Origin of the sequence: Mycolicibacterium litorale, from assembly GCF_010731695.1 — a bacterium.
GTDB classification, from domain to species: Bacteria; Actinomycetota; Actinomycetes; order Mycobacteriales; family Mycobacteriaceae; genus Mycobacterium; species Mycobacterium litorale.
The window spans coordinates 2,330,986-2,350,480 of sequence record NZ_AP022586.1 but is presented as its reverse complement, the minus strand read 5'-3'; the positions used below and the strand labels follow the sequence as shown (position 1 = coordinate 2,350,480).

Below are 19,495 nucleotides of genomic sequence, written 5' to 3'. Positions count from 1 at the left end.
GGCCCGTCCGGCGAAGCGAGGAGCGCGAGGTGCACTTCACCATCACCCACCCCATGCACACCCATCCCTACAACCCGGAGTTCGTGACCGGGGAAGGGGTGGCCGCGGTGGCGATGGCGGCGGAGGCGGCGGGATTCGCCGGCTTCGGCTTCACCGACCACCCGGCGCCCACCCAGCGCTGGCTCGACGCGGGCGGACACGACGCGCTCGACCCCTTCGTGGCGATGGGGTATGCGGCCGCCCACACCACGACACTGCGCCTGATCCCCAACATCGTGGTGCTGCCGTACCGCAACCCGTTCGTGGTCGCGAAATCCGGTGCGACACTGGACCTGCTCTCCGGCGGACGGTTCACGCTGGCGGTCGGCGTGGGTTATCTCAAACGCGAGTTCGCCGCGCTCGGCGTCGACTACGAGGAGCGCGCCGACCTGTTCACCGAGGCGCTGTCGGTGATCCGCGCGGTGTGGACGTCCGACGACGTCTCGTTCGAGGGCCGGCACTTCCGCGCCAACGGCATCACCGCTCATCCCCGTCCGCTCAGCGCACCCCACCCGCCGATCTGGATCGGCGGCAACACGGCCGCGGCTCGCGCCCGCGTCGTGACGTTCGGCGACGGCTGGTGTCCGTTTCCGGCGCCCGCCGTGCTGGCGCAGACCGCACGCACCGCGCCCCTCGACTCGGTGTCACGACTGGGCGAGGCGATCGACGATCTGCGCCGCCGGTGCGACGCCGAAGGACGTGACCCGGCCACGATCGACGTCACGTTCACCAACCTCGGCGGTGGCGACCCCGGCGGCGACGACTTCGACCCCGACCGCTACCTCGAGGGTGTCGCGGCGCTCGAGCGCCTGGGCGTGACCTGGCTTCAGGTGACGATCCCCGGTGACAGCGTGGCCCATGCGCGGGAGGTGCTCGACCGGTTCGGTACCCAGGTGATCAAACGGGGCTGACCGGCAGCTCGGCGCGCACCTCGGCCCGCGTCGCGTCGAAGCTGAAAAACCCTGCGATGACGGCGCATTCGGCGAACGGCTCCGCATACGACCAGGCGAGGTCCTCGACGACGGCGCCGTCGACCACCGCCGACCAGTACGTCGCCCACCCCTTGTAGTTGCAGTAGCTGGTGGTGGCGCTCGGACGGAGCGCGTCGACCCGCACGTGCGCGGGATCGACGTAGAGGACCGGCGCCAGCGCGGTCTCGAACACGGCCACGGTGCGCCTCGTGTCCACCAGCACCGTGCCCGCCACGGTGACGCGCAGACCGCGTTCGGTCGGTCGGCAGTCCACCCGGTGGTACGGGTTCGGGGGGTAGTGGACGAGTTCCCGGCCCTCCTCGAACCACGTGTCCACCGCATCCCACGGCACGTAGACGTATCCGGGCGCCTCCGCGGCGGGCTCATGCGGCAGATCTGCGACGGCGTCGGGCCGGAACGCGTAGCTCAGCGGGTGACCGCGGCGGTGCACCATCACCACGTCCTCGGTGTCCAGGACGGTGCGGCCCGCGCGCACCGCCACGACGCGCCGAGGGTGCGGTTCGGCGTAGACCGCGCCGTCGGGCAGCGGGGGACTGAACCATCCCGCGGGATCGGCGCTCAGCGGACCGCGTCCGGCGGTGAGTGTCATGCTGCGCTCCTCGGGCGGTGGTCGGGCTCGTGGATTGACAAAATACCGCCTCACTGTCACGTGAGACGTCGGCCGGACCGAATCGTGTGGGCGGCGCAGCGGCGGCCGGCGTGACACAGTGTGTGAGATTCGCCAGCCGGGGGCACACGATGGTGACAACGACGGACGGGGTGAAGTGTGAAGCGACTCAACGGCGTCGATGCCCTGATGCTCTACAGCGAGACGCCCGAGATCCACATGCACACGCTGAAGGTCGGCGTGCTCGACATCTCCGAGGTCGCCGGGGGATACAGCCACGAGTTCGTGCGGAAGGTGGCCGCGCCCCGGCTCCTCGCGCTGCCCCCGCTGCGGCGGCAATTGGTCGAGATCCCCGGGCGTTTGCACCATCCGATGTGGGTGGAGAACCCGACGATCGATTTCGACTACCACCTGCGCTTCGTCGAGGTCCCCGCCCCGGGTGGGCGGCGTGAGCTCGACGAGCTGATCGGCCGGATCGCCAGCACACCGTTGGACCGGTCGAAACCCCTGTGGGAGATGTACGTCGTCGAGGGGTTGACCGGCGACCGGGTCGCGATCGTGCACAAGGTGCACCACGTGCTGGCCGACGGGGTCGCGTCGGCCAATCAGATGTCGCGCGTGATCTCCCCGCAGGGCCCGGTCGGGTGCGAGGACGACTCGACCGGCCACACGGCGCACAGCCCGGCCCAACTGCTGCGCGCGGCCGGAGAGGACCACCTGCGGCAGATCCGCCGACTGCCCGCACTGGTCCGCGACACGGCGGCGGGGGTGTCGCAGGTCTACCGCAAGGGCAGGGAGCGCGGCGCCCAACCCGATCTCGCGCGCAACTTCGCGCCGCCTCGGACTTTCCTCAACCACGTCGTCACCCCGGCGCGCCGCTTCGCCACCGCGCCGGTGGCGCTCGCCGACGCCAAACTGCTGGCCCGCACACTCGGTGTGACGCTCAACGACATCGTGCTGGCGACCGCGGCCGGTGCGCTGCGCGAACTGCAGCTGCGCTACGACGGGCGCGCCGACGCACCGCTGATCGCCGGAGTGCCGATCGCCTTCAACACCTCACCGGACCGTTTGTCGGGCAACGAGTTCTCCTACATGACACCGTCGTTGGCGGTGCACGTCGAGGATCCGCTCGAGCGGGTGCGGTTGACGTCGGTGGCGACACAGATCGCCAAGGAGAACCACCACCTCCTCGGCCCGACCGTGATCGCATCCTGGCTGAACTATCTGCCGCCGCGGCTGGTCCCGCCCGTCTTCCGGTGGCAGTCCCAGCGGCGTGAATCGAGCATGATCATGAATCTGACCATCTCCAACGTTCCGGGTCCGCGCGAACTCGGGCTGGTCGCCGGCGCGTCCGTCGACGAGATCTATTCCGTCGGACCGCTGGTGGTGGGCAGCGGAATGAACATCACCGTGTGGAGCTACGTCGACCAGCTGAGCATCTCGGTGCTCACCGACGACCAGACCCTCGACGATCCGCACGAGGCGACCCATGCCATGGTGCGGTCGTTCGCTGAATTACGTGCTGCGGCAGGGATCACCGGCCCGCTCACCGATGTGCCCGCAGCGCTGCCCTTCGCGGGCGCCGCGCCGTGACCGCGCCGGCTCGCTCGACGCGGCCGTGATGTTCGGCGACTGAATCGAGACTTTACAGATCGTCGCGATAGTGTCACGCTGGGGCCATCCATCCGACGCTGAACGGAGCTGCCAGTGGTGACCCAGTCTCGCCTCATCGACGACGCGAACCGCCCCTCGCGCATCGCCGGCGCGGCGGCGACCCGGCTGGAGTACCGGCTCGACGTGCTGGGCGCCGATCCCGCCGACGTGGTCCGCTCCGCGGGCGGGTGGATGTTCGACCGGGCGATGGCCGGATGGCGGGTCCACGCCTGGCTGCTCGAGGCCGGCGATCTGCGCCCGCTGCAGGTGCTGGGCGTGCGGGGCCACCGGCTCCGACCCGGCGCCGAAGGCACCGCCGAGGCGGTTCCCGTGGGTCTGGCGGTCTCGGCGGGTCTGGTGGTCTCCGACGGATGCCTACGCGACGAGGTGCGCAGCGCGCTGACGTCCGGACGCACCGAAGTGGTGCTCTTCGGTGGGCGCTGGCCGGATCACCTGGGCGGCCGGGGCGAGCCGGTGCGGTACCGGCTCAGCGCGGCGGCGCGGATCTTCAAACGCCACGCGCTGGCCGCGGCGGACTGCCCGCACGGCGCGGACGAGACCGAACTGTTGCTGTGTGGGGGCTACCGCCCCGTCGACTCCGACCTGATCGCGGCCGGCGGCTAGCGGGTCCAGCCGCGACGGCGCATCCACCAGTCGCGCGCGACCCAGCCGACCAGCAGGGCGGCGAAGCCGATGAGGAAGGCGTCTTCGACGTGACCGGTGTGGTTGCCGCGGAGCATCACCAGCAGGAAAGCGGCGCCGAGCAGCAGTGCGATGTGGATGACCCGCGGGTTCTCCTTACTCCAGCCCCACTCCGCGGACGGCACGTCCTCGACGTCGACGCCGGTGTGTCGTTCCACCTCGGTGTTGGCCACAGGGTGCTCCTCACAGTCGAATCGCAACTGGGCACATTCTGACATACGACGGTGTGTCGTAACCGGCGTGCCCTAGCTGATCTCGGCGTACCGGCGCAGCGCCTCGGCCCGCTCGCCGGCGTGGTCCACGATCGGGGCCGGGTAGCCCTCGGGTCGGTCGGCGCCCAACGAGTGCACGTCGGCCACCTCGCGCAGCTCGGGCACCCAGCGCCGCACGTACGTGCCGTCGGGATCGAACTTCGCGCCCTGTGTCGACGGGTTGAACACCCGGAAGAAGGGCGCTGCATCGGTGCCGCAGCCCGCCGTCCACTGCCAGCCGTGCTGGTTGTTGGCCATATCGCCGTCCACCAGCTGGTCGAGGAACCAGCGCGCCCCCCACTGCCATGGCAGGTGCAGGTCCTTGACCAGAAACGACGCGACGATCATCCGGAGCCGGTTGTGCATCCATCCGATCTCGGCGAGCTGACGCATGCCCGCATCGACGATCGGGAATCCGGTGCGGCCCCGCTTCCACGCATCGAAGCGTTCCTCGGCCACCGTGCCCTCGTCGACTCTGATCGCGTCGAACCCGGTGTTCCAGTTCCACCACACACTGTGCGGCCACTCGTAGAGCACCGCGGCGTAGAAGTCGCGGAACGCCAGTTCCCGCAGGTACGCCTGTGCGCCGTCGCCGCGCCCGAGGTCGCCGACCATCGTGCGGGGGTGGATGGCGCCGAACTTCAGGTGCGCCGACATCCGGCTGGTGACGTCGAGGTCGGGCCGGTTGCGGGTGTCGGCGTAGCCGTCGAGGTCGTCGGCGACGAACGCTCGCCACTGCTGCAGCGCGGCGCGCTCACCCGACGGGATGTCGAGGGCGACGCCGTTGTCGGGGATGTCGGCCTCGAGGTCTCCGGCGCCGGTCACGTCGGCCGGGTCGATCCAGCCGGCCGTCTCCTCACCGCTCTGCGCCGGCGCCCGCCAGCCGTGTCTGCGCCACGCCGTGAAGTACGGGCTGAACACCTTGTAGGGCGATCCGTCCCCCTTGGCGATGCGTCCCGGTGACACCAGGTAGGGCGAACCGGACGCTTCCAGCGCGACATCGCCCAGCGCCTCGCGGACGGCCTCGTCGCGGCGCCGGCCGAAGGGGGTGAAGTCCTCGGAGACGTGCACCGCGGTGGCGCCGACGAGCCTCGCCACGGCGGGGATGCGCTCCTCGGGGCGGCCCCGGGTGACCAGCAGCCGTCCGCCGAGCTGGTCGCGCAGGTCGCGCAGCGCGTCGTGCAGATACTGGAGCCGCCGTGGTCCCGACGACCTGTGCAGCCGGGGGTCGAGGACGTAGCAGGCGAGCACCTGGCCGTCACCCTGCGCCGCGTCGACCAGAGCCGGCAGATCACGCAGCCGCAGATCGCGGCGGAACCACAACACCGTGGGCATGACCAGTTGCTGCCCCGCTGCCCGGCGTGGGAAACCCGGCGCCGATGACGGAATCGTGACCCTCGCGGACCCGGCGCACTGGTGCGACGCCTGCCAGAATCCCCACCATGACTGCCAGCGCCGCCGACTATCCGCGCGACATGGTGGGCTACGGGCCCCGTCCTCCCCACCCGCGCTGGCCCGGCGACGCCCGCATCGCGGTGCAGTTCGTGCTCAACTACGAGGAGGGCGCCGAGAACAGCGTTCTGCACGGCGATCCCGCATCCGAGACCTTCCTGTCGGAAATCGTTGGGGCGCAGGCGTTCCCGAATCGTCACATGAGTATGGAGTCGTTCTACGAATACGGTTCGCGGGCGGGCCTGTGGCGTGTGCTGCGGGTCTTCGAACGACGGGGCCTGCCGCTCACGGTGTTCGGGGTGGCGCTCGCCTTGGCGCGCAACCCCGAGGCGGTCGCGGCGTTCACCGAACGCGGCGACGAGATCGCCTGTCACGGCCTGCGGTGGATCAGCTACCAACTCGTCGAGCCGGAGGTCGAACGCGCGCACATGGCGGAGGCGGTCGCCCTGTTGACCGAGCTCACCGGCAGCGCCCCGGTGGGCTGGTACACCGGCCGCGATTCACCGCAGACCCGTCGCCTCGTCGTGGAGCACGGCGGCTTTCTCTACGACTCCGACTCCTATGCCGACGACCTGCCGTACTGGACCGCGGTGCACGGACGGGACCATCTCGTCGTGCCCTACACGTTGGACACCAACGACATGCGGTTCGCGGTCGCCGGCGGATTCCCCAGCGGCACCGAGTTTTTCACTCATCTGCGCGACGCCTTCGACGTGCTCTACGCCGAGGGGGAGGCCGGAAGCCCGAAGATGCTGTCGATCGGCCTGCACTGCCGGCTCGTCGGACGTCCCGCCCGCACGGCGGCGCTCGAACGCTTCCTCGACCACGTGCAGTCGCACGACAAGGTCTGGATCACCCGGCGCGCCGACATCGCCCGGCACTGGATCGAGCACTTCCCGCCCGGATGAGCCAAAGGGCAGCCCGGTCCGGTGACCGGGCTGCCCTCCGGGGGCCGTCAGACGGCCGGCGGCATCAGCACCGTGTCGATCAGGTACACCGTGGCGTTAGCCGTCTTCACGCCGCCGCACACGACCGAGGCGTCGTCGACCTTCAGCTCGGACCCGTGGCCGGTGACGGTGACGTCGGCGCCCTGCACCGTCTTGTGGGTGCCGACCACCGCGTCCGGCGCGGCCTGACCCGGCACCACGTGGTAGGTGAGGATGCTGGTCAGCAGCGGCGCATCGGTCCTGAGCCGCTCGATGGTGGCGGGATCGATCTTGGCGAACGCCTCGTCGGTGGGCGCGAACACCGTGAACTGGCCGCCGTTGAGCGTGTCGACCAAGTTCACCTGCGGATTCAGTTGGCCCGAAACCGCTTTCGTGAGGGTGGTCAGCATGGGATTGTTGGCCGCGGCCGTCGCCACCGGATCCATCGCCATGCCGGCCACCGAACCCGGACCGGTCGGGACCTGCTGGGCGTAGGCGCCGCAACCGGGGCCGACCAGGCCGGCGGCGGGATCCGCCCCCGCCGAGCCGGCCGCGCCCAGGGACAACCCTGCGGCGGCGACCGCTGCGAAACCGGCGCCGAGGACGCGATTCTTGCTGATGTTCATGGTTCTCACTCCTTTGTGTGATGGTGGATTTCCTCGCGCGAGCAGACGCGGAATCGCGTTCGATCACGCGTTTCGGGGCGATTCTGTGTCTGCTCGCGCCGGGGAGGCGGGGGGGAGGGGGAGGGGTCAGTTCGCCGGCGGCATCAGGACGGTGTCGATCATGTAGACCGTGGCGTTGGCGGTCTGCACGCCGCCGCACACGAGTCCGGCGTCGTTGACCTTGAGCGCCTCGCCTTCGCCGGTGACGGTGACGTTGGCGCCCTGAACGGTCTTGTGGTCACCGGGCACCTGGTCGGGAGCGGCCTGTCCGGGCACCACGTGGTAGGTCAGGATGCTGGTGAGCAGATCCGAATCGGTCTTCAACGTCTCCACGGTCGCCGGGTCGAGTTTGGCGAACGCGTCATCGGTCGGTGCGAAGACCGTGAACTCGCCGCCGTTGAGAGTGTCGACCAGGTTCACGTTCGGGTTGAGCTGACCGGAGAGCGCCTGGCTGAGCGTCTTGAGCATCGGGTTGTTCGCCGCGGCCACCGTCACCGGTTCGGGCGCCATGCCGGCGACCGAGCCCGGTCCGCTCGGCACCTGCTCGGCGTAGGCCGCGCAGCCCGCACCGACCAGGTTGGCGGCAGGATCGGCGGCCGCGCTCGACGTGGGCGCCGAGGCGGTCGCGGACTCGACCGCCGACGACGCGGTGCTCTGCGCCTCTTCGCTCGAACACGCCGCGACACCGAAGATCGCCAGCGCGCTCAGGCCGGCGGCGGCCAGGGTGCTGCGGTGGGTGCGAGCCGTCCCGGCTTTCGTAAGCGTTGTCTTCATCGACACTGTCCCCTTCGTCGGTGCGGCCTCGCGCCGCGTGATGTCGTCGGATGCGGCGCGGGTGCCGCCTCGACGTCTGACGCGGGAGATTCGGGCGCCGGCGGCCTGCGGATGGGCGAAGCGGTCACCCGTCAGATTCGCGTCACACCCCGGCGGGACTACGGATGAACGCGCCTCAGACGGCACAATGGGCGCGTGGGCACAAGACTTCGGGTGCTGATCCTGGGCAGTACCGGGTCGATCGGCACGCAGGCGCTGGACGTGATCGCGGCGAATCCCGACCGGTTCGAGGTGGTCGGACTGGCCGCCGGCGGCGCGAACCCCGATCTGCTGGCGCGTCAGCGGGCCGAGACGGGCGTGAGCGCGGTCGCGGTCACCGACCCCGCGGCGGCCGAACAGATCGGCGACGTCACCTACACCGGACCCGACGCGGTGACCCGGTTGGTGGAGAACACACCGGCCGACGTGGTGCTCAACGCGCTGGTCGGGGCGCTCGGCCTCGAGCCGACGCTGGCCGCACTGGCCACCGGCGCCCGGTTGGCACTGGCCAACAAGGAGTCGCTGGTCGCCGGGGGACCGCTGGTGTTGCGGGCCGCGGCGCCGGGCCAGATCGTGCCGGTCGACTCCGAACACTCCGCGATGGCGCAGTGCCTGCGCGGCGGCAGCGCCGGCGAGGTCGCCAAACTCGTGCTCACCGCTTCGGGCGGGCCGTTCCTCGGCTGGTCTGCCGAGGACCTGCGGTCGGTCACCCCGGAACAGGCCGGTAAGCACCCGACGTGGTCGATGGGGCCGATGAACACCCTCAACTCGGCGACCCTGGTCAACAAGGGCCTCGAACTCATCGAGACACACCTGCTGTTCGGCATCGACTACGAGCGCATCGAGGTCGTCGTGCACCCGCAGTCGATCGTGCACTCGATGGCGACGTTCACCGACGGCTCGACGCTGGCCCAGGCCAGCCCGCCGGATATGAAGCTGCCCATCGCGCTGGCGCTGGGCTGGCCCGACCGGGTCCCGGGAGCGGCGCTCGCGTGCGACTTCTCCACCGCCTCGACCTGGGAGTTCCTGCCGCTCGACGACGAGGTGTTCCCGGCGGTGCGGTTGGCGCGTGACGCGGGAACCCGCGGCGGCAGCCTCACCGCGGTGTACAACGCCGCGAACGAGGAGGCGGCCGCCGCGTTCCTCTCCGGCCGCATCCGGTTCCCCGAGATCGTCGAGACCGTCGCCGAGGTGCTGCGCGCTGCCGACCAGTGGGCGGCGGAACCCGCTACCGTGGAAGAGGTCCTCGACGCGCAGCGCTGGGCTCGCGAACACGCCGGGCGCGCCGTCGAGCGGGCCGGAACTCCTCCGAGTAAAGGGTTAGTCACCAGATGATGTTCACTCTCGGCATCGTGCTCTTCGCGCTGGCCATCCTGGTGTCGGTGGCGCTGCACGAGTGCGGGCACATGTGGGTCGCCCGGGCCACCGGGATGAAGGTGCGGCGCTACTTCGTCGGATTCGGCCCCACCCTGTGGTCGATCCGGCGGCCCAACCGGCTCGGCAGCACCGAGTACGGCGTGAAGGCCGTACCGCTCGGCGGGTTCTGCGACATCGCCGGGATGACCTCGGTCGAGGAACTGTCACCGGAGGACCGGCCGTACGCCATGTACCGGCAGAAGGTGTGGAAGCGCGTCGCGGTCCTGTTCGCCGGACCCGGGATGAACTTCATCATCGGTCTGGTGCTCATCTACGCGATCGCGGTGATCTGGGGGCTGCCCAACCTGAACCCGCCGACCGCCGCCATCGTCGGCCAAACCGGCTGTGTCGCACCGCAGGTCAGCAAGGACCAGGTGGGTGAGTGCACCGGTCCCGGTCCCGCCGCGGAGGCGGGCATCCATGCGGGCGACGTGATCGTGAAGGTCGGCGACACCGACGTCGCGACCTTCGACGACGCCCGGGTGACCCTGCAGAAGGCGTCCGGACCGACACCTATCGTGATCGAGCGCGACGGTCAGGAAATGACCAAGGTGGTCGACGTCACCCAGACTCAGCGCTTCACCGGTGACGGTGACCAGCCGTCGACGGTCGGCGCGATCGGCATCGGGGCCGCGCAGTTCGGGCCCACCCAGCACAACGCGCTCTCGGCGGTGCCCGCGACGTTCGCGTTCACCGGTGACCTGGCCGTCGAACTGGGCAAGTCGCTGGCGAAGATCCCCACCAAGGTGGGCGCGCTGGTGGAGTCCATCGGCGGCGGTGAGCGGGATCCCGAGACCCCGATCAGCGTGGTCGGCGCCAGCATCATCGGCGGCGACACCGTCGATGCCGGGCTGTGGGTGGCGTTCTGGTTCTTCCTCGCTCAGCTGAACTTCGTCCTCGGCGCGGTGAACCTGCTGCCGCTCCTGCCGTTCGACGGTGGCCACATCGCCATCGCCGTGTTCGAGAAGGTCCGCAACATGATCCGGTCGGCGCGCGGCATGGTGGCCGCGGCGCCGGTGAACTATCTCAAGCTCATGCCCGCCACCTACGTAGTGTTGGTGGTGGTGGTCGGCTACATGCTGCTGACCGTGACCGCTGACCTGGTCAACCCGATCAGGTTGTTCCAATAGGAGACCTCATGACTTCCGGCCCCGTCATCGGGCTTGGCATGCCGCCCGCGCCCCCGCCGGTGCTGGCGCCGCGGCGCAAGACACGCCAACTGATGGTGCGTGACGTCGGTGTGGGCAGTGACCATCCGGTCTCTGTCCAGTCCATGTGCACGACCAAGACCCACGACATCAACTCCACCCTGCAGCAGATCGCCGAGCTGACGGCCTCGGGTTGCGACATCGTGCGCGTGGCCTGTCCCCGGCAGGAAGACGCCGACGCGCTGCCGATCATCGCGAAGAAGTCGAAGATCCCGGTCATCGCGGACATCCACTTCCAGCCGAAGTACATCTTCGCCGCGATCGACGCCGGCTGCGCGGCGGTGCGCGTGAACCCCGGCAACATCAAGGAGTTCGACGGCCGGGTCAAGGAGGTCGCCAAGGCGGCCGGCGACGCGGGCATCCCGATCCGCATCGGCGTCAATGCCGGATCGCTCGACAAGCGGTTCATGCAGAAGTACGGCAAGGCCACCCCCGAGGCGCTGGTGGAATCGGCCCTGTGGGAGGCCTCGCTGTTCGAGGAGCACGGCTTCGGCGACATCAAGATCAGCGTCAAGCACAACGATCCGGTCGTCATGGTCGCCGCCTACGAACAGCTCGCCGCACAGTGCGACTACCCGCTGCATCTCGGGGTGACCGAGGCGGGTCCCGCGTTCCAGGGCACCATCAAGTCCGCGGTGGCCTTCGGTGCGTTGCTGTCGCGGGGGATCGGCGACACGATCCGGGTGTCGCTCTCGGCGCCGCCCGCTGAGGAGGTCAAGGTCGGCAACCAGATCCTGGAATCGCTGAACCTGCGGCCCCGCAAGCTGGAGATCGTGTCGTGCCCGTCGTGTGGACGCGCTCAGGTCGACGTCTACACCCTGGCCAACGAGGTCTCGGCCGGGCTCGAGGGGATGGAGGTCCCGTTGCGCGTCGCCGTGATGGGGTGCGTGGTCAACGGCCCCGGCGAGGCGCGCGAAGCCGATCTCGGAGTGGCCTCCGGCAACGGCAAGGGCCAGATCTTCGTCAAGGGTGAGGTCATCAAGACCGTGCCGGAGGCGCAGATCGTCGAGACCCTGATCGAGGAGGCCATGCGCATCGCCGCCGAGATCGAGAGCGTCGGCGGCGACAGCCCGGAGGGAAGTGCCAGCGGTTCGCCGGTTGTGACCGTAAGCTGAATCTCGACGCGGTGATTGGGGTCACCGCCTCGGCCAGCAGAAAGCAGTATCGATGTCGGCTCCGCCGCTCTTCCGCCTCGCCGACGACCGACGGGTCTCGGTGGTGCGCGACGTCGCCGCGGTGCGGCGGGTGCTCGACGACGACCCGGTCGGCGGCTGCATGGTCGCCTCGCGGGTGGCCGATCACGGCGTCGAGCCCAGCGCGATCGGCGGAGAACTGTGGACGCGCCGACGCGCGACCGAGTCGCTGTGTTACGCCGGCGCGAACCTCATACCGCTGCGCGGCGAACCCGCCGACATGTACGCGTTCGCCGACAAGGCCTCCAGCAGCGCCAGACGGTGTTCGTCGCTGGTGGGCCGCGCCGAGCTGGTGATGCCGATGTGGCGGCGGCTGGAGCAGACGTGGGGACCGGCGCGCGACGTGCGGGACCATCAGCCGCTGATGGCGCTCGACACCGCCCCGCAGAGTCCTGTCGATCCCTCGGTGCGGCCGGTGCGGATCGAGGAACTCGACGCGTATCTGGTCGCGGCCATCGACATGTTCATCGGCGAAGTGGGCATCGACCCGCGCGCGGGTGACGGCGGTCGCGGGTACCGGCGCCGGGTGGCGGGGCTGATCGCGGCCGGCCGCGCCTGGGCCCGGTTCGAACACGGTCAGGTCGTATTCAAGGCGGAGGTCGGATCGCAGTCGCCCGCCGTCGGCCAGATCCAGGGTGTCTGGGTGCATCCGGACCGGCGCGGCCACGGGCTCGGCACCGCGGGGACCGCGGCGCTGGCCGCCGCCGTCGTGCGCGGTGGACGCGTCGCCAGCCTGTACGTCAACAGCTACAACACCGTGGCCCGGGCCACGTACGCCCGCATCGGTTTCCGCCAGGTCGGCACCTTCGCCACCGTGCTGCTCGACTGATCCCGGCGGCTACGCTGGCGCCATGACCGACCCCGACGACGTCCGTGAGCGCGGTGACGCCCGTGATCGCCGCGTCATCCGCCGGGAGATCGCCGACGCGCTGATGCGCGCGCTGGAACGCCGCCACGAAGTGCTCGACGTGATCGTGGCCGCCGAGGATTACGACGCCGCCATCCAGGACCTCGCCGCCCTGCTGGGAATCTCGGTGACCGGGGCTGAGGCCGTGCTCGGGCTGTCGTTCGACCGGTTGACCAAGGTGTCGCGACGCCGCATCGCCGCCGAGCTCGACGACCTCAACAACCAGCTGAGCTTCACGATGGGGGAGCAGCCGCGACGGTCGGAACCCGTTGTGCTGCGGCCGTTCTCGGCGGCCGACGACCGCGACGTGTTCGCCGCGCGCACCGCCGACGTCCGCGCGGCCGGTGACGGTTCGGGCGCACCGGCCGGCGCGCTCGACGACGAGATCAGCGCGGCGGTCGACCGGGTCGACGCCGAGGAAGCGGTCTGGTTGGTCGCGACCGTCGGCGACCAGAAGATCGGCATGGTGTTCGGCGAGCTGGCCGGCGGTGAGGTGAACGTGCGGATCTGGATCCACCCCGAGCACCGCAAACGGGGTTACGGCACCGCGACATTGCGCGCGTCCCGGTCGGAGATGGCGGCGTACTTCCCGGCGGTGCCGCTGGTCGTCCGCGCGCCGGCCGCCGGCGGCTAGATCGACTCCAGGTAGCGGGCGACCTCCCAGTCGGTGACGGCCAGCGACTGTGCCTGCAGCTCCGCACGTTTCATCGCCACGTAGTGGTCGACGAAGTCGTCGCCGAACCACTCGCGAGCGACCGTGCCGTGCTCCAGCAGGTCCAACGCCTCACCGAGGGTCGTCGGCAGCGCGGTGTGCCGGCCCACGGGCGCCCCGTAGACGTCGCTCGCGGCCATCTCGCCGGGGTCGATCTCGTTGACCAGACCGTGCAGGCCCCCGGCCAGTGCCGCGGCGGTCGCGAGATACGGGTTGGCGTCGCCGCCGGGCTGGCGGTGCTCCAGCCGGGTACCGCTCTGTCCGTCGCGGATGATCCGGACACCGACCGAGCGGTTCTCCACCCCCCAGGTGGTCGTGGTGCCCGCCCACGAATACGGGACGTACCGGCGGTACGAGTTCGGTGTCGGCGCCATGATCGCGGTGAACTCCCGCATGGAGGCCAGGATCCCGCCGGTGAAGTGACGCAGGGTTCCGGACAGCTGATCCGGTGCGCCGGCGTCGAAGAAGACCGCGCGGCCGTCGGTGTCGCGCAGGCTCATGTGGATGTGGCAGCTGTTGCCCGCCCAGCTGCTCGACGGTTTCGCCATGAAGGTGGCGAGTAGGTCCTGTTGCGCCGCAACCTCTTTGATCGCCGACTTGAAGAGGAAGGCGTCGTCGGCCGAGCGCAGGCTGTCGCCGTAGCGCAGCGTGATCTCGAACTGCCCGGGGCCGGTCTCGGGGTTGCAGGCCTCCACGGGCAGTCCGTAATCGAGCATGTGGCGGCGGATCAGCTCGCCGATCTCCTCCTGCAACGATCCCATCACCACGCCGTAGGTGCTCGCGACCTCCTGCAGCGGAACCAGTTCGGCGGCCCGCTTGTGGTGCGCGGTGCCCGCCTTCTCGCGCAGCAGGTAGAACTCCAGTTCCAGCGCGCTGAGCGGTTGGTAGCCCAGCTCGCCGGCGCGCTCGACGACCCGGCGCAGCACCGCCCGCGGCGAGATGGGCACCGGCCGGTCCTCGTCGTGCAGGGTCCAGTCGCAGAGCAGCAGTGCGGTCCGGCGATGCCACGGCACGACGCGCAGCGTCGTGAGGTCGGGGACCCCCAGGATGTCGGGGTAGCCCTGGGTCTCGGTGGGGAAGTAGCCGCGATGGCCGTCGGGCCGCGGCACCAGGTCGGATTCGTCGACATGCATGACCCAGAACACGTCACACATCGGCATCCCGTGCTCGAGGACCCGGGGTAGTTGCTCGATGGGCATGCGTTTGCCCCGCATGACCCCGTGGGTGTCGGAGCCGCCGATGATCACGGTGCTGATGTCGTTGTCCTGCAGGTGGGCGAGGACCTCCGCGGCGGTCCGCCCGCCCGGTGCGTCGGTCATGCGCGGCTGCCCTCGGCCACCGGGCTCGGCCGGCCCAGCAGGAACCCCGCGTAGCCGTCGGCGACCACCTGCTCACATTCCCGGCGGTACTGCCCGCAGCCCGCGACGTAGGGCATGAAGGTCCGCGGTTTGCCAGGGATGTTGGCGCCGAGGTACCACGACGTCGCCTGCGGGTAGAGCGTGTCGGCCGCCAGGGCGGCGACGTGGTCCATCCACCGGTCCTGGGCGTCTTCGGTCGCCTCGATCCGCTCGAGCCCGTGAGCATCCAGATGTGCCAGGCAGTCGGTGATCCAGTCGACGTGCTGTTCGATCGACACCAGCATGTTGCTCAGCACCGAGGGGCTGCCCGGCCCGGTCACCATGAACAGGTTGGGAAACCCGGCGGTCTGCAGCCCGAGCAGCGTCCGCGGTCCGTGGGCCCACACGTCGTGCAGTTCGACGCCGTCGACGCCGCGGATGTCGATGTCGGCCAGGGCGCCGGTGATCGCGTCGAAGCCGATCGCGAAGACGATCACATCGGCGTCGATGTGGCGGCCGGTGAGCTGGACGCCGGTGGTGGTGACGTGTTCGATCGGATTCGTACGCACGTCGATGAGTTCGACGTTGTCGCGGTTGTAGGTGGCGTAGTAGCCGGTGTCCACGCAGGTGCGCTTGGTGCCGATGTGATGGTGCGGGCACAGCAGGTCGGCCGTCCGCTCATCGGCGACGATCTCGTGGATCTTGCGCCGCACGAAGTCCTGCGCCAACCGGTTGGCTTCCTCGTCGGTGAAGAAGTCGGTGAACGCGGCGGACAGTGCGTTGATCCCGCCGCGTTGCCAGCCCTCCTCGAAGCGGCGTTCGCGTTCGGCGGGCGTCACCTCGAAGGTCGACTGCGTGGGCGGCGGATGCGGGACACCCGCGTCGGACTGCTCGCAGATCCGCCGACGCGTCGCGAAATCGGCGATGGCGGCGTCGAATTCGGCCGCGGACAGCGGCCGGTTCTGCGCCGGCATGCTGTAGTTCGGGGTGCGTTGCAGCACGTGGACGAAGTCCGCCGCGGCCGCGATTTGCGGAATGGCCTGGATGCCGGAGGATCCGGTGCCCACGACGGCGACGCGCCGGCCGGTGAAGTCGACCGGTTCGTGCGGCCACCGGCCGGTGTGGAACCAGCGTCCGGTGAACTCGGACAGTCCGGGGACGTCGGGTTGCTTGGCGACCGACAGACAGCCCGTGGCCATCACGCAGTACGTCGTGCGGACCACCGCACCGGTGTCGCAGGTCAGGGTCCACGTCGCGGTGTCGTCGTCCCAGTGCGCCGAGGCGACGGTGGTGCCGAAGGTGATGTCGCGGCGCAGGTCGAAGCGGTCGGCGGCATGGCCGATGTAGGACAGGATCTCCGGCTGGGCCGCGTAGCGCTCGGTCCATCGCCACTCGCGGGTGAGCTGCTCGTCGAAGGAGTACGAGTAGTCGACGCTCTCGATGTCGCAGCGCGCCCCCGGATACCGGTTCCAGTACCAGGTGCCGCCGACGTCCTCGGCGCGCTCCAGGATGTGTGCGCTCAGACCGAGCCCGCGCATGCGGTGCAGCATGTAGAGCCCGGCGAACCCGGCTCCGACGATCACCACGTCGACGGTCGACGGGGTGCCCGAATCAGCTTGTGAGAGCATCGATCTCCTGTTCAGTGCCCGCCGCGGCCCTGCGGCGTGGGGTACCCAGCGCCGCGGCGAAGGCGTCGCGCACCTCCGCCCGCTGCCACGGCTGCGGCGACATGGTGATGAAGTAGTCGGCCAGTGCGGCATCGGTCAGCCGGTCGAGGTCGGCGTCGGTGAGGCCGAGATCGGCCAGCACCGGAAAGTCCAGCTCGTCGAGCAGCAGGCGCACCGCCGTCACCAGGCGGGTGCCGTCGCCGGCGCCGTCACGGGGTAGCCCCCATGCGTCGGCGATGCGCTCGAGCCGTTCGGGGACGACTCGTCGCTCCCGCTCGAGGGTCTCGGCCAGCACCACGCCGATGGTCAGTCCGTGGGGAGCGCCGGTGAGGCCGCCGATCGCCTGTCCGAGTGAATGCTCGGCCGCGCAGTCCGAGATGTTCATCGCCAAACCGGCCATCATGCTGCCGCAGGCCATCTGCGCCCGCGCGTGAGCGTCGCGGCCGTCCCGGTAGGCCCGCGGCAGCGATCCGCTCATCAGGCGCACCGCTTCCAGGGCGATGGCGTCGCCGATCGGCGTGCGGACCTTGGCGATCACCGCCGCCATCGCCTGTGCGAGGGCGTCGATCCCGGTGTTGGCGGTCATCGCAGGCGGCATGCTCCAGGTGAGCACCGGGTCGACCACCGCGTACTGCGCCCGCAGATTAGGGTGCGCGATACCGGCTTTGCGGCCGGCGCCGGGATCGGACACCACCGAACCGCCCGACACCTCCGATCCCGTTCCTGCGGTGGTCGGCACGGCGATGAGCGGCAGGGCCGGCTCGGGGAACTCGCGCTCGGAGCCCAGGAACTGCGCGAAGGTCATGCCGCGCTGGTGACACAGCCGCGCGGCCTTGGCGGTGTCGATCACCGAGCCGCCACCGAGGGCGACGATCGCGTCGACAGGTTCGGCGGCGAGCCGCGCGGCCGCCGCGTCGACCATCGCGATCGTCGGCTCGCCGGGCGGCTTGGGCCACCGCGATACGGTGCGCCCCGCAGTGTCCAGCGCGGCGAGCACGGCGGCGACCGCGGGGTTGTAGACCTCGATGTCCTGGTCGGTGAGCACGAGCACGCGTGCGGCGCCGATCGCGTCGAGGACGTCGTGCAGGTGGAGGGCGGCGCCGTCGCCGAAGGTGATGCGCACCGGAAGGTGGTTGGCGAACGGGCCGATGATGTCGGGGGTCACTGAGCTCCAGCTGATGAGTCGTTCTTGGTTTGCTTTTCATACCATCAGACCGCGCGCCGGTGCGGCGTTATCCTGCATCCGACATGTCCGAGGATTTCCTGCTGCGCCCCGTGCAGACACCGCCGGCCTACGCCGCGGTCGTCGACCGCGTCCGTCGTGCGGTCGCGCTCGGCGTCCTGCTGCCGGGCGAGCGGCTGCCGGCCGAGCGCGCGCTGGCCGAAGGGCTGGGCGTGTCACGGGTGACGGTCCGCGAAGCCATCCGGGTGCTGCAGGGTGAAGGTCTGCTCACCACCAAGCGCGGCAGCGCGGGCACGGTCGTCTCACCGACGGCTGCGGCGTTGAACACCGCGGTCGACGACGAGGAGTACCTCCGGCGACTCGGCGACGTCTTCGAGCTCCGACTGGCCGTCGAGGCGATGGGCGCGGGTCTGGCCGCCCAGCGCGGGACGGCCGAAGACCTGCAGTGGCTGGACTCCTGCCAGGCGGCGTTGACCGCGAGCGCCGACGTGCACGAATTCCGGCGGGCCGACTCGGAGTTCCATCTCGCGATCGCGCGCATGAGCGGTAACGCGATCCTCATCCAGGTGGTGGAAGACCTTCGGGCCGCGGCGTTCTCGCGACTGGATCGCGACGATCTCGCGGTGATCCACGAGTCGACGATCCGCGGGCACGCCGCGGTGATCGCTGCGGTCCGCGAGCGCGACGCGGCCGGCGCCTCGGCCGCCATGACCGCCCACATCGAGGAAGCCCGGCACGAAGTCAACGCAGTCCTGGCCGAGCGCCGCGCCGGCCGGGCATGACCCCGTGATGCCGATCGACCCCGTCGCGAAGCGACTGCTGGACGAGGCCGGGGCGTCGGGCCGCCCGAACGCCCACCTGCTCCCGGTGCCCACCGCGCGCGACAACTTCGAATCGTCGTTCCGCGGCCTGGCCCGGCCGCCGGTGCGCCGCGTGGTGGACCTGGCCGTCCCCACCCGCGACGCACAGTCGATTCCGGGCCGGCTCTACCTACCGGCCGGCCCGGACACGGCGCCGCCGTTGACGGTCTACCTCCACGGTGGCGGCTGGCTGCTGGGCAGCATCGACACCCACGACGTCACCACCCGGGCACTGGCCAACGCCTCGAGCAGCGCGGTGCTGTCGGTCGGCTACCGCCGGGGGCCCGAATCGCGGTTCCCGACCGCGGTCGACGACGCCGTCGATGCGCTTGTCTGGGCGGCCGATCCCGCGTCGGGCCTGCCGGTCGACCACGACCGCGTCGCGGTGGCAGGAGACAGCGCCGGCGGGAACCTCGCCGGCGCGGCCGCCCTGTATGCCCGCGACGCCGGAGCCCCGCGGCTGCGTCACCAGTTGCTCGTCTATCCGGTCACCACGACCGACCTGGAACGTGGCGTGGATCCGGACTACGACGGTGTCGTCCTGGAGCGCGACGAACTGCAGTGGCATCAGGACAACTATCTCGAGAGCCCGCTGCAGGCCACCGATCCGCGCGTCAATCTCCTCGACGCCGACCTGGCCGGCCTGCCCGAGACCACCGTGATCCTCGCCGAGTGCGATCCGATCCGGCCGCAGGGGGAACGCTTTGCGGCGGCGCTGGACGCCGCCGGTGTGCCGGTGCGCACGCACCTCACGCCGGGATTGGTGCACGGCTTCTTCGGGCTGACGGAGCTCTACCCCTCGGCGGCCGCGGCGATGGTCTTCGCCGGCGACCGATTGTCCGCAGCGCTGCGGCGGTAACGAACCCATCACGGTGCGCCTCCCCGGAAACCGATCACCACATCCCTAACATC

Annotated in this window: 19 protein-coding genes; 11 read left to right on the top strand and 8 right to left on the bottom strand. The window is 70.2% G+C overall.

The window, feature by feature from the left end; genetic code table 11:
• Positions 1-29 precede the first annotated feature (29 nt).
• The gene (locus G6N30_RS11075; protein ID WP_134052726.1) at positions 30-950 is read left to right on the top strand and encodes an LLM class F420-dependent oxidoreductase; all 921 of its coding nucleotides are present in this window, start codon (positions 30-32) and stop codon (positions 948-950) included.
• On the opposite strand, the gene G6N30_RS11070 is transcribed toward G6N30_RS11075, so the two are convergent.
• Positions 937-1,620 (bottom strand): DUF427 domain-containing protein, encoded by a 684-nt coding sequence (locus G6N30_RS11070; protein ID WP_134052724.1) that lies wholly within the window; start codon positions 1,618-1,620, stop codon positions 937-939. The two genes, G6N30_RS11075 and G6N30_RS11070, sit on opposite strands and share 14 nt — an antisense overlap.
• Before the next feature lie 177 nt (positions 1,621-1,797).
• Here G6N30_RS11070 and G6N30_RS11065 point away from each other — a divergent pair, with 177 nt between their 5' ends.
• Positions 1,798-3,231 (top strand): WS/DGAT/MGAT family O-acyltransferase, encoded by a 1,434-nt coding sequence (locus tag G6N30_RS11065; protein ID WP_134052722.1) that lies wholly within the window; start codon positions 1,798-1,800, stop codon positions 3,229-3,231.
• 117 nt (positions 3,232-3,348) lie between these two features.
• Positions 3,349-3,915 (top strand): hypothetical protein, encoded by a 567-nt coding sequence (locus G6N30_RS11060; RefSeq protein WP_234880102.1) that lies wholly within the window; start codon positions 3,349-3,351, stop codon positions 3,913-3,915.
• On the opposite strand, the gene G6N30_RS11055 is transcribed toward G6N30_RS11060, so the two are convergent.
• Together G6N30_RS11055 and G6N30_RS11050 are read right to left on the bottom strand one after the other, a co-directional pair.
• Positions 3,912-4,166: a DUF2631 domain-containing protein gene (locus G6N30_RS11055; RefSeq protein ID WP_134052718.1), complete on the bottom strand. Its 255-nt coding sequence runs from the start codon at positions 4,164-4,166 to the stop codon at positions 3,912-3,914. The genes G6N30_RS11060 and G6N30_RS11055 overlap by 4 nt on opposite strands.
• A 72-nt stretch (positions 4,167-4,238) precedes the next feature.
• Entirely contained in the window at positions 4,239-5,579 is a 1,341-nt protein-coding gene (locus tag G6N30_RS11050; RefSeq protein WP_134052717.1) for a cryptochrome/photolyase family protein, read from the bottom strand.
• Between the two features lie 107 nt (positions 5,580-5,686).
• Here G6N30_RS11050 and puuE point away from each other — a divergent pair, with 107 nt between their 5' ends.
• The gene (gene puuE / locus G6N30_RS11045) at positions 5,687-6,604 is read left to right on the top strand and encodes an allantoinase PuuE (RefSeq protein WP_134052715.1); all 918 of its coding nucleotides are present in this window, start codon (positions 5,687-5,689) and stop codon (positions 6,602-6,604) included.
• A 47-nt stretch (positions 6,605-6,651) separates the two neighbouring features.
• On the opposite strand, the gene G6N30_RS11040 is transcribed toward puuE, so the two are convergent.
• Together G6N30_RS11040 and G6N30_RS11035 are read right to left on the bottom strand one after the other, a co-directional pair.
• Positions 6,652-7,248, bottom strand: a complete 597-nt coding sequence (locus tag G6N30_RS11040; protein WP_134052713.1) for a fasciclin domain-containing protein — start codon at positions 7,246-7,248, stop codon at positions 6,652-6,654.
• 126 nt (positions 7,249-7,374) lie between these two features.
• Positions 7,375-8,061, bottom strand: coding sequence for a fasciclin domain-containing protein (locus tag G6N30_RS11035; protein ID WP_134052711.1), 687 nt, complete (start codon positions 8,059-8,061; stop codon positions 7,375-7,377).
• A 195-nt stretch (positions 8,062-8,256) separates the two neighbouring features.
• On the opposite strand from G6N30_RS11035, the gene dxr reads away from it, so the two are divergent.
• From dxr to G6N30_RS11010, 5 genes are read left to right on the top strand one after another with little or no spacing between them, the layout of a single operon-like run.
• On the top strand, positions 8,257-9,435 hold the full coding sequence (gene dxr / locus G6N30_RS11030; RefSeq protein WP_134052709.1) for a 1-deoxy-D-xylulose-5-phosphate reductoisomerase: 1,179 nt from the start codon (positions 8,257-8,259) through the stop codon (positions 9,433-9,435).
• A complete protein-coding gene (locus tag G6N30_RS11025; RefSeq protein ID WP_134052707.1) occupies positions 9,432-10,646 on the top strand; it encodes a M50 family metallopeptidase in 1,215 nt (404 codons plus the stop codon). Before dxr ends, G6N30_RS11025 begins: the two co-directional genes overlap by 4 nt.
• Positions 10,647-10,654: 8 nt before the next feature.
• A complete protein-coding gene (gene ispG / locus G6N30_RS11020) occupies positions 10,655-11,839 on the top strand; it encodes a flavodoxin-dependent (E)-4-hydroxy-3-methylbut-2-enyl-diphosphate synthase (RefSeq protein ID WP_134052705.1) in 1,185 nt (394 codons plus the stop codon).
• Positions 11,840-11,891: 52 nt separating this feature from the next.
• A complete protein-coding gene (locus G6N30_RS11015; RefSeq protein ID WP_134052703.1) occupies positions 11,892-12,746 on the top strand; it encodes a GNAT family N-acetyltransferase in 855 nt (284 codons plus the stop codon).
• Between the two features lie 22 nt (positions 12,747-12,768).
• A complete protein-coding gene (locus G6N30_RS11010; RefSeq protein ID WP_134052701.1) occupies positions 12,769-13,458 on the top strand; it encodes a GNAT family N-acetyltransferase in 690 nt (229 codons plus the stop codon).
• Here G6N30_RS11010 and G6N30_RS11005 read toward each other — a convergent pair.
• From G6N30_RS11005 to G6N30_RS10995, 3 genes are read right to left on the bottom strand one after another with little or no spacing between them, the layout of a single operon-like run.
• Positions 13,455-14,855, bottom strand: a complete 1,401-nt coding sequence (locus G6N30_RS11005) for a glutamine synthetase family protein (protein WP_134052699.1) — start codon at positions 14,853-14,855, stop codon at positions 13,455-13,457. The two genes, G6N30_RS11010 and G6N30_RS11005, sit on opposite strands and share 4 nt — an antisense overlap.
• Positions 14,852-16,501 carry a flavin-containing monooxygenase gene (locus G6N30_RS11000; RefSeq protein ID WP_134052697.1) on the bottom strand — a complete coding sequence of 550 codons (1,650 nt, stop codon included), beginning with the start codon at positions 16,499-16,501 and terminating at the stop codon, positions 14,852-14,854. Before G6N30_RS11000 ends, G6N30_RS11005 begins: the two co-directional genes overlap by 4 nt.
• Positions 16,485-17,705 (bottom strand): iron-containing alcohol dehydrogenase family protein, encoded by a 1,221-nt coding sequence (locus tag G6N30_RS10995; RefSeq protein ID WP_134052695.1) that lies wholly within the window; start codon positions 17,703-17,705, stop codon positions 16,485-16,487. Before G6N30_RS10995 ends, G6N30_RS11000 begins: the two co-directional genes overlap by 17 nt.
• 83 nt (positions 17,706-17,788) lie before the next feature.
• Here G6N30_RS10995 and G6N30_RS10990 point away from each other — a divergent pair, with 83 nt between their 5' ends.
• Together G6N30_RS10990 and G6N30_RS10985 are read left to right on the top strand one after the other, a co-directional pair.
• Positions 17,789-18,505, top strand: coding sequence for a FadR/GntR family transcriptional regulator (locus G6N30_RS10990; protein WP_134052693.1), 717 nt, complete (start codon positions 17,789-17,791; stop codon positions 18,503-18,505).
• A 7-nt stretch (positions 18,506-18,512) separates the two neighbouring features.
• The gene (locus G6N30_RS10985; protein WP_134052691.1) at positions 18,513-19,442 is read left to right on the top strand and encodes an alpha/beta hydrolase; all 930 of its coding nucleotides are present in this window, start codon (positions 18,513-18,515) and stop codon (positions 19,440-19,442) included.
• The last annotated feature ends 53 nt before the right edge of the window (positions 19,443-19,495 follow it).

What these genes read in the sequence shown, in the direction of transcription:
- G6N30_RS11070 (WP_134052724.1), bottom strand. Translation starts at nt 1,620, where the DNA reads ATGACACTCACCGCCGGACGCGGTCCGCTGAGCGCCGATCCCGCGGGA.
- G6N30_RS11050 (WP_134052717.1), bottom strand. Translation starts at nt 5,579, where the DNA reads ATGCCCACGGTGTTGTGGTTCCGCCGCGATCTGCGGCTGCGTGATCTG.
- puuE (WP_134052715.1), top strand. Translation starts at nt 5,687, where the DNA reads ATGACTGCCAGCGCCGCCGACTATCCGCGCGACATGGTGGGCTACGGG.
- G6N30_RS11040 (WP_134052713.1), bottom strand. Translation starts at nt 7,248, where the DNA reads ATGAACATCAGCAAGAATCGCGTCCTCGGCGCCGGTTTCGCAGCGGTC.
- G6N30_RS11035 (WP_134052711.1), bottom strand. Translation starts at nt 8,061, where the DNA reads ATGAAGACAACGCTTACGAAAGCCGGGACGGCTCGCACCCACCGCAGC.
- G6N30_RS11025 (WP_134052707.1), top strand. Translation starts at nt 9,432, where the DNA reads ATGATGTTCACTCTCGGCATCGTGCTCTTCGCGCTGGCCATCCTGGTG.
- ispG (WP_134052705.1), top strand. Translation starts at nt 10,655, where the DNA reads ATGACTTCCGGCCCCGTCATCGGGCTTGGCATGCCGCCCGCGCCCCCG.
- G6N30_RS11015 (WP_134052703.1), top strand. Translation starts at nt 11,892, where the DNA reads ATGTCGGCTCCGCCGCTCTTCCGCCTCGCCGACGACCGACGGGTCTCG.
- G6N30_RS11010 (WP_134052701.1), top strand. Translation starts at nt 12,769, where the DNA reads ATGACCGACCCCGACGACGTCCGTGAGCGCGGTGACGCCCGTGATCGC.
- G6N30_RS11005 (WP_134052699.1), bottom strand. Translation starts at nt 14,855, where the DNA reads ATGACCGACGCACCGGGCGGGCGGACCGCCGCGGAGGTCCTCGCCCAC.
- G6N30_RS11000 (WP_134052697.1), bottom strand. Translation starts at nt 16,501, where the DNA reads ATGCTCTCACAAGCTGATTCGGGCACCCCGTCGACCGTCGACGTGGTG.
- G6N30_RS10990 (WP_134052693.1), top strand. Translation starts at nt 17,789, where the DNA reads ATGTCCGAGGATTTCCTGCTGCGCCCCGTGCAGACACCGCCGGCCTAC.
- G6N30_RS10985 (WP_134052691.1), top strand. Translation starts at nt 18,513, where the DNA reads ATGCCGATCGACCCCGTCGCGAAGCGACTGCTGGACGAGGCCGGGGCG.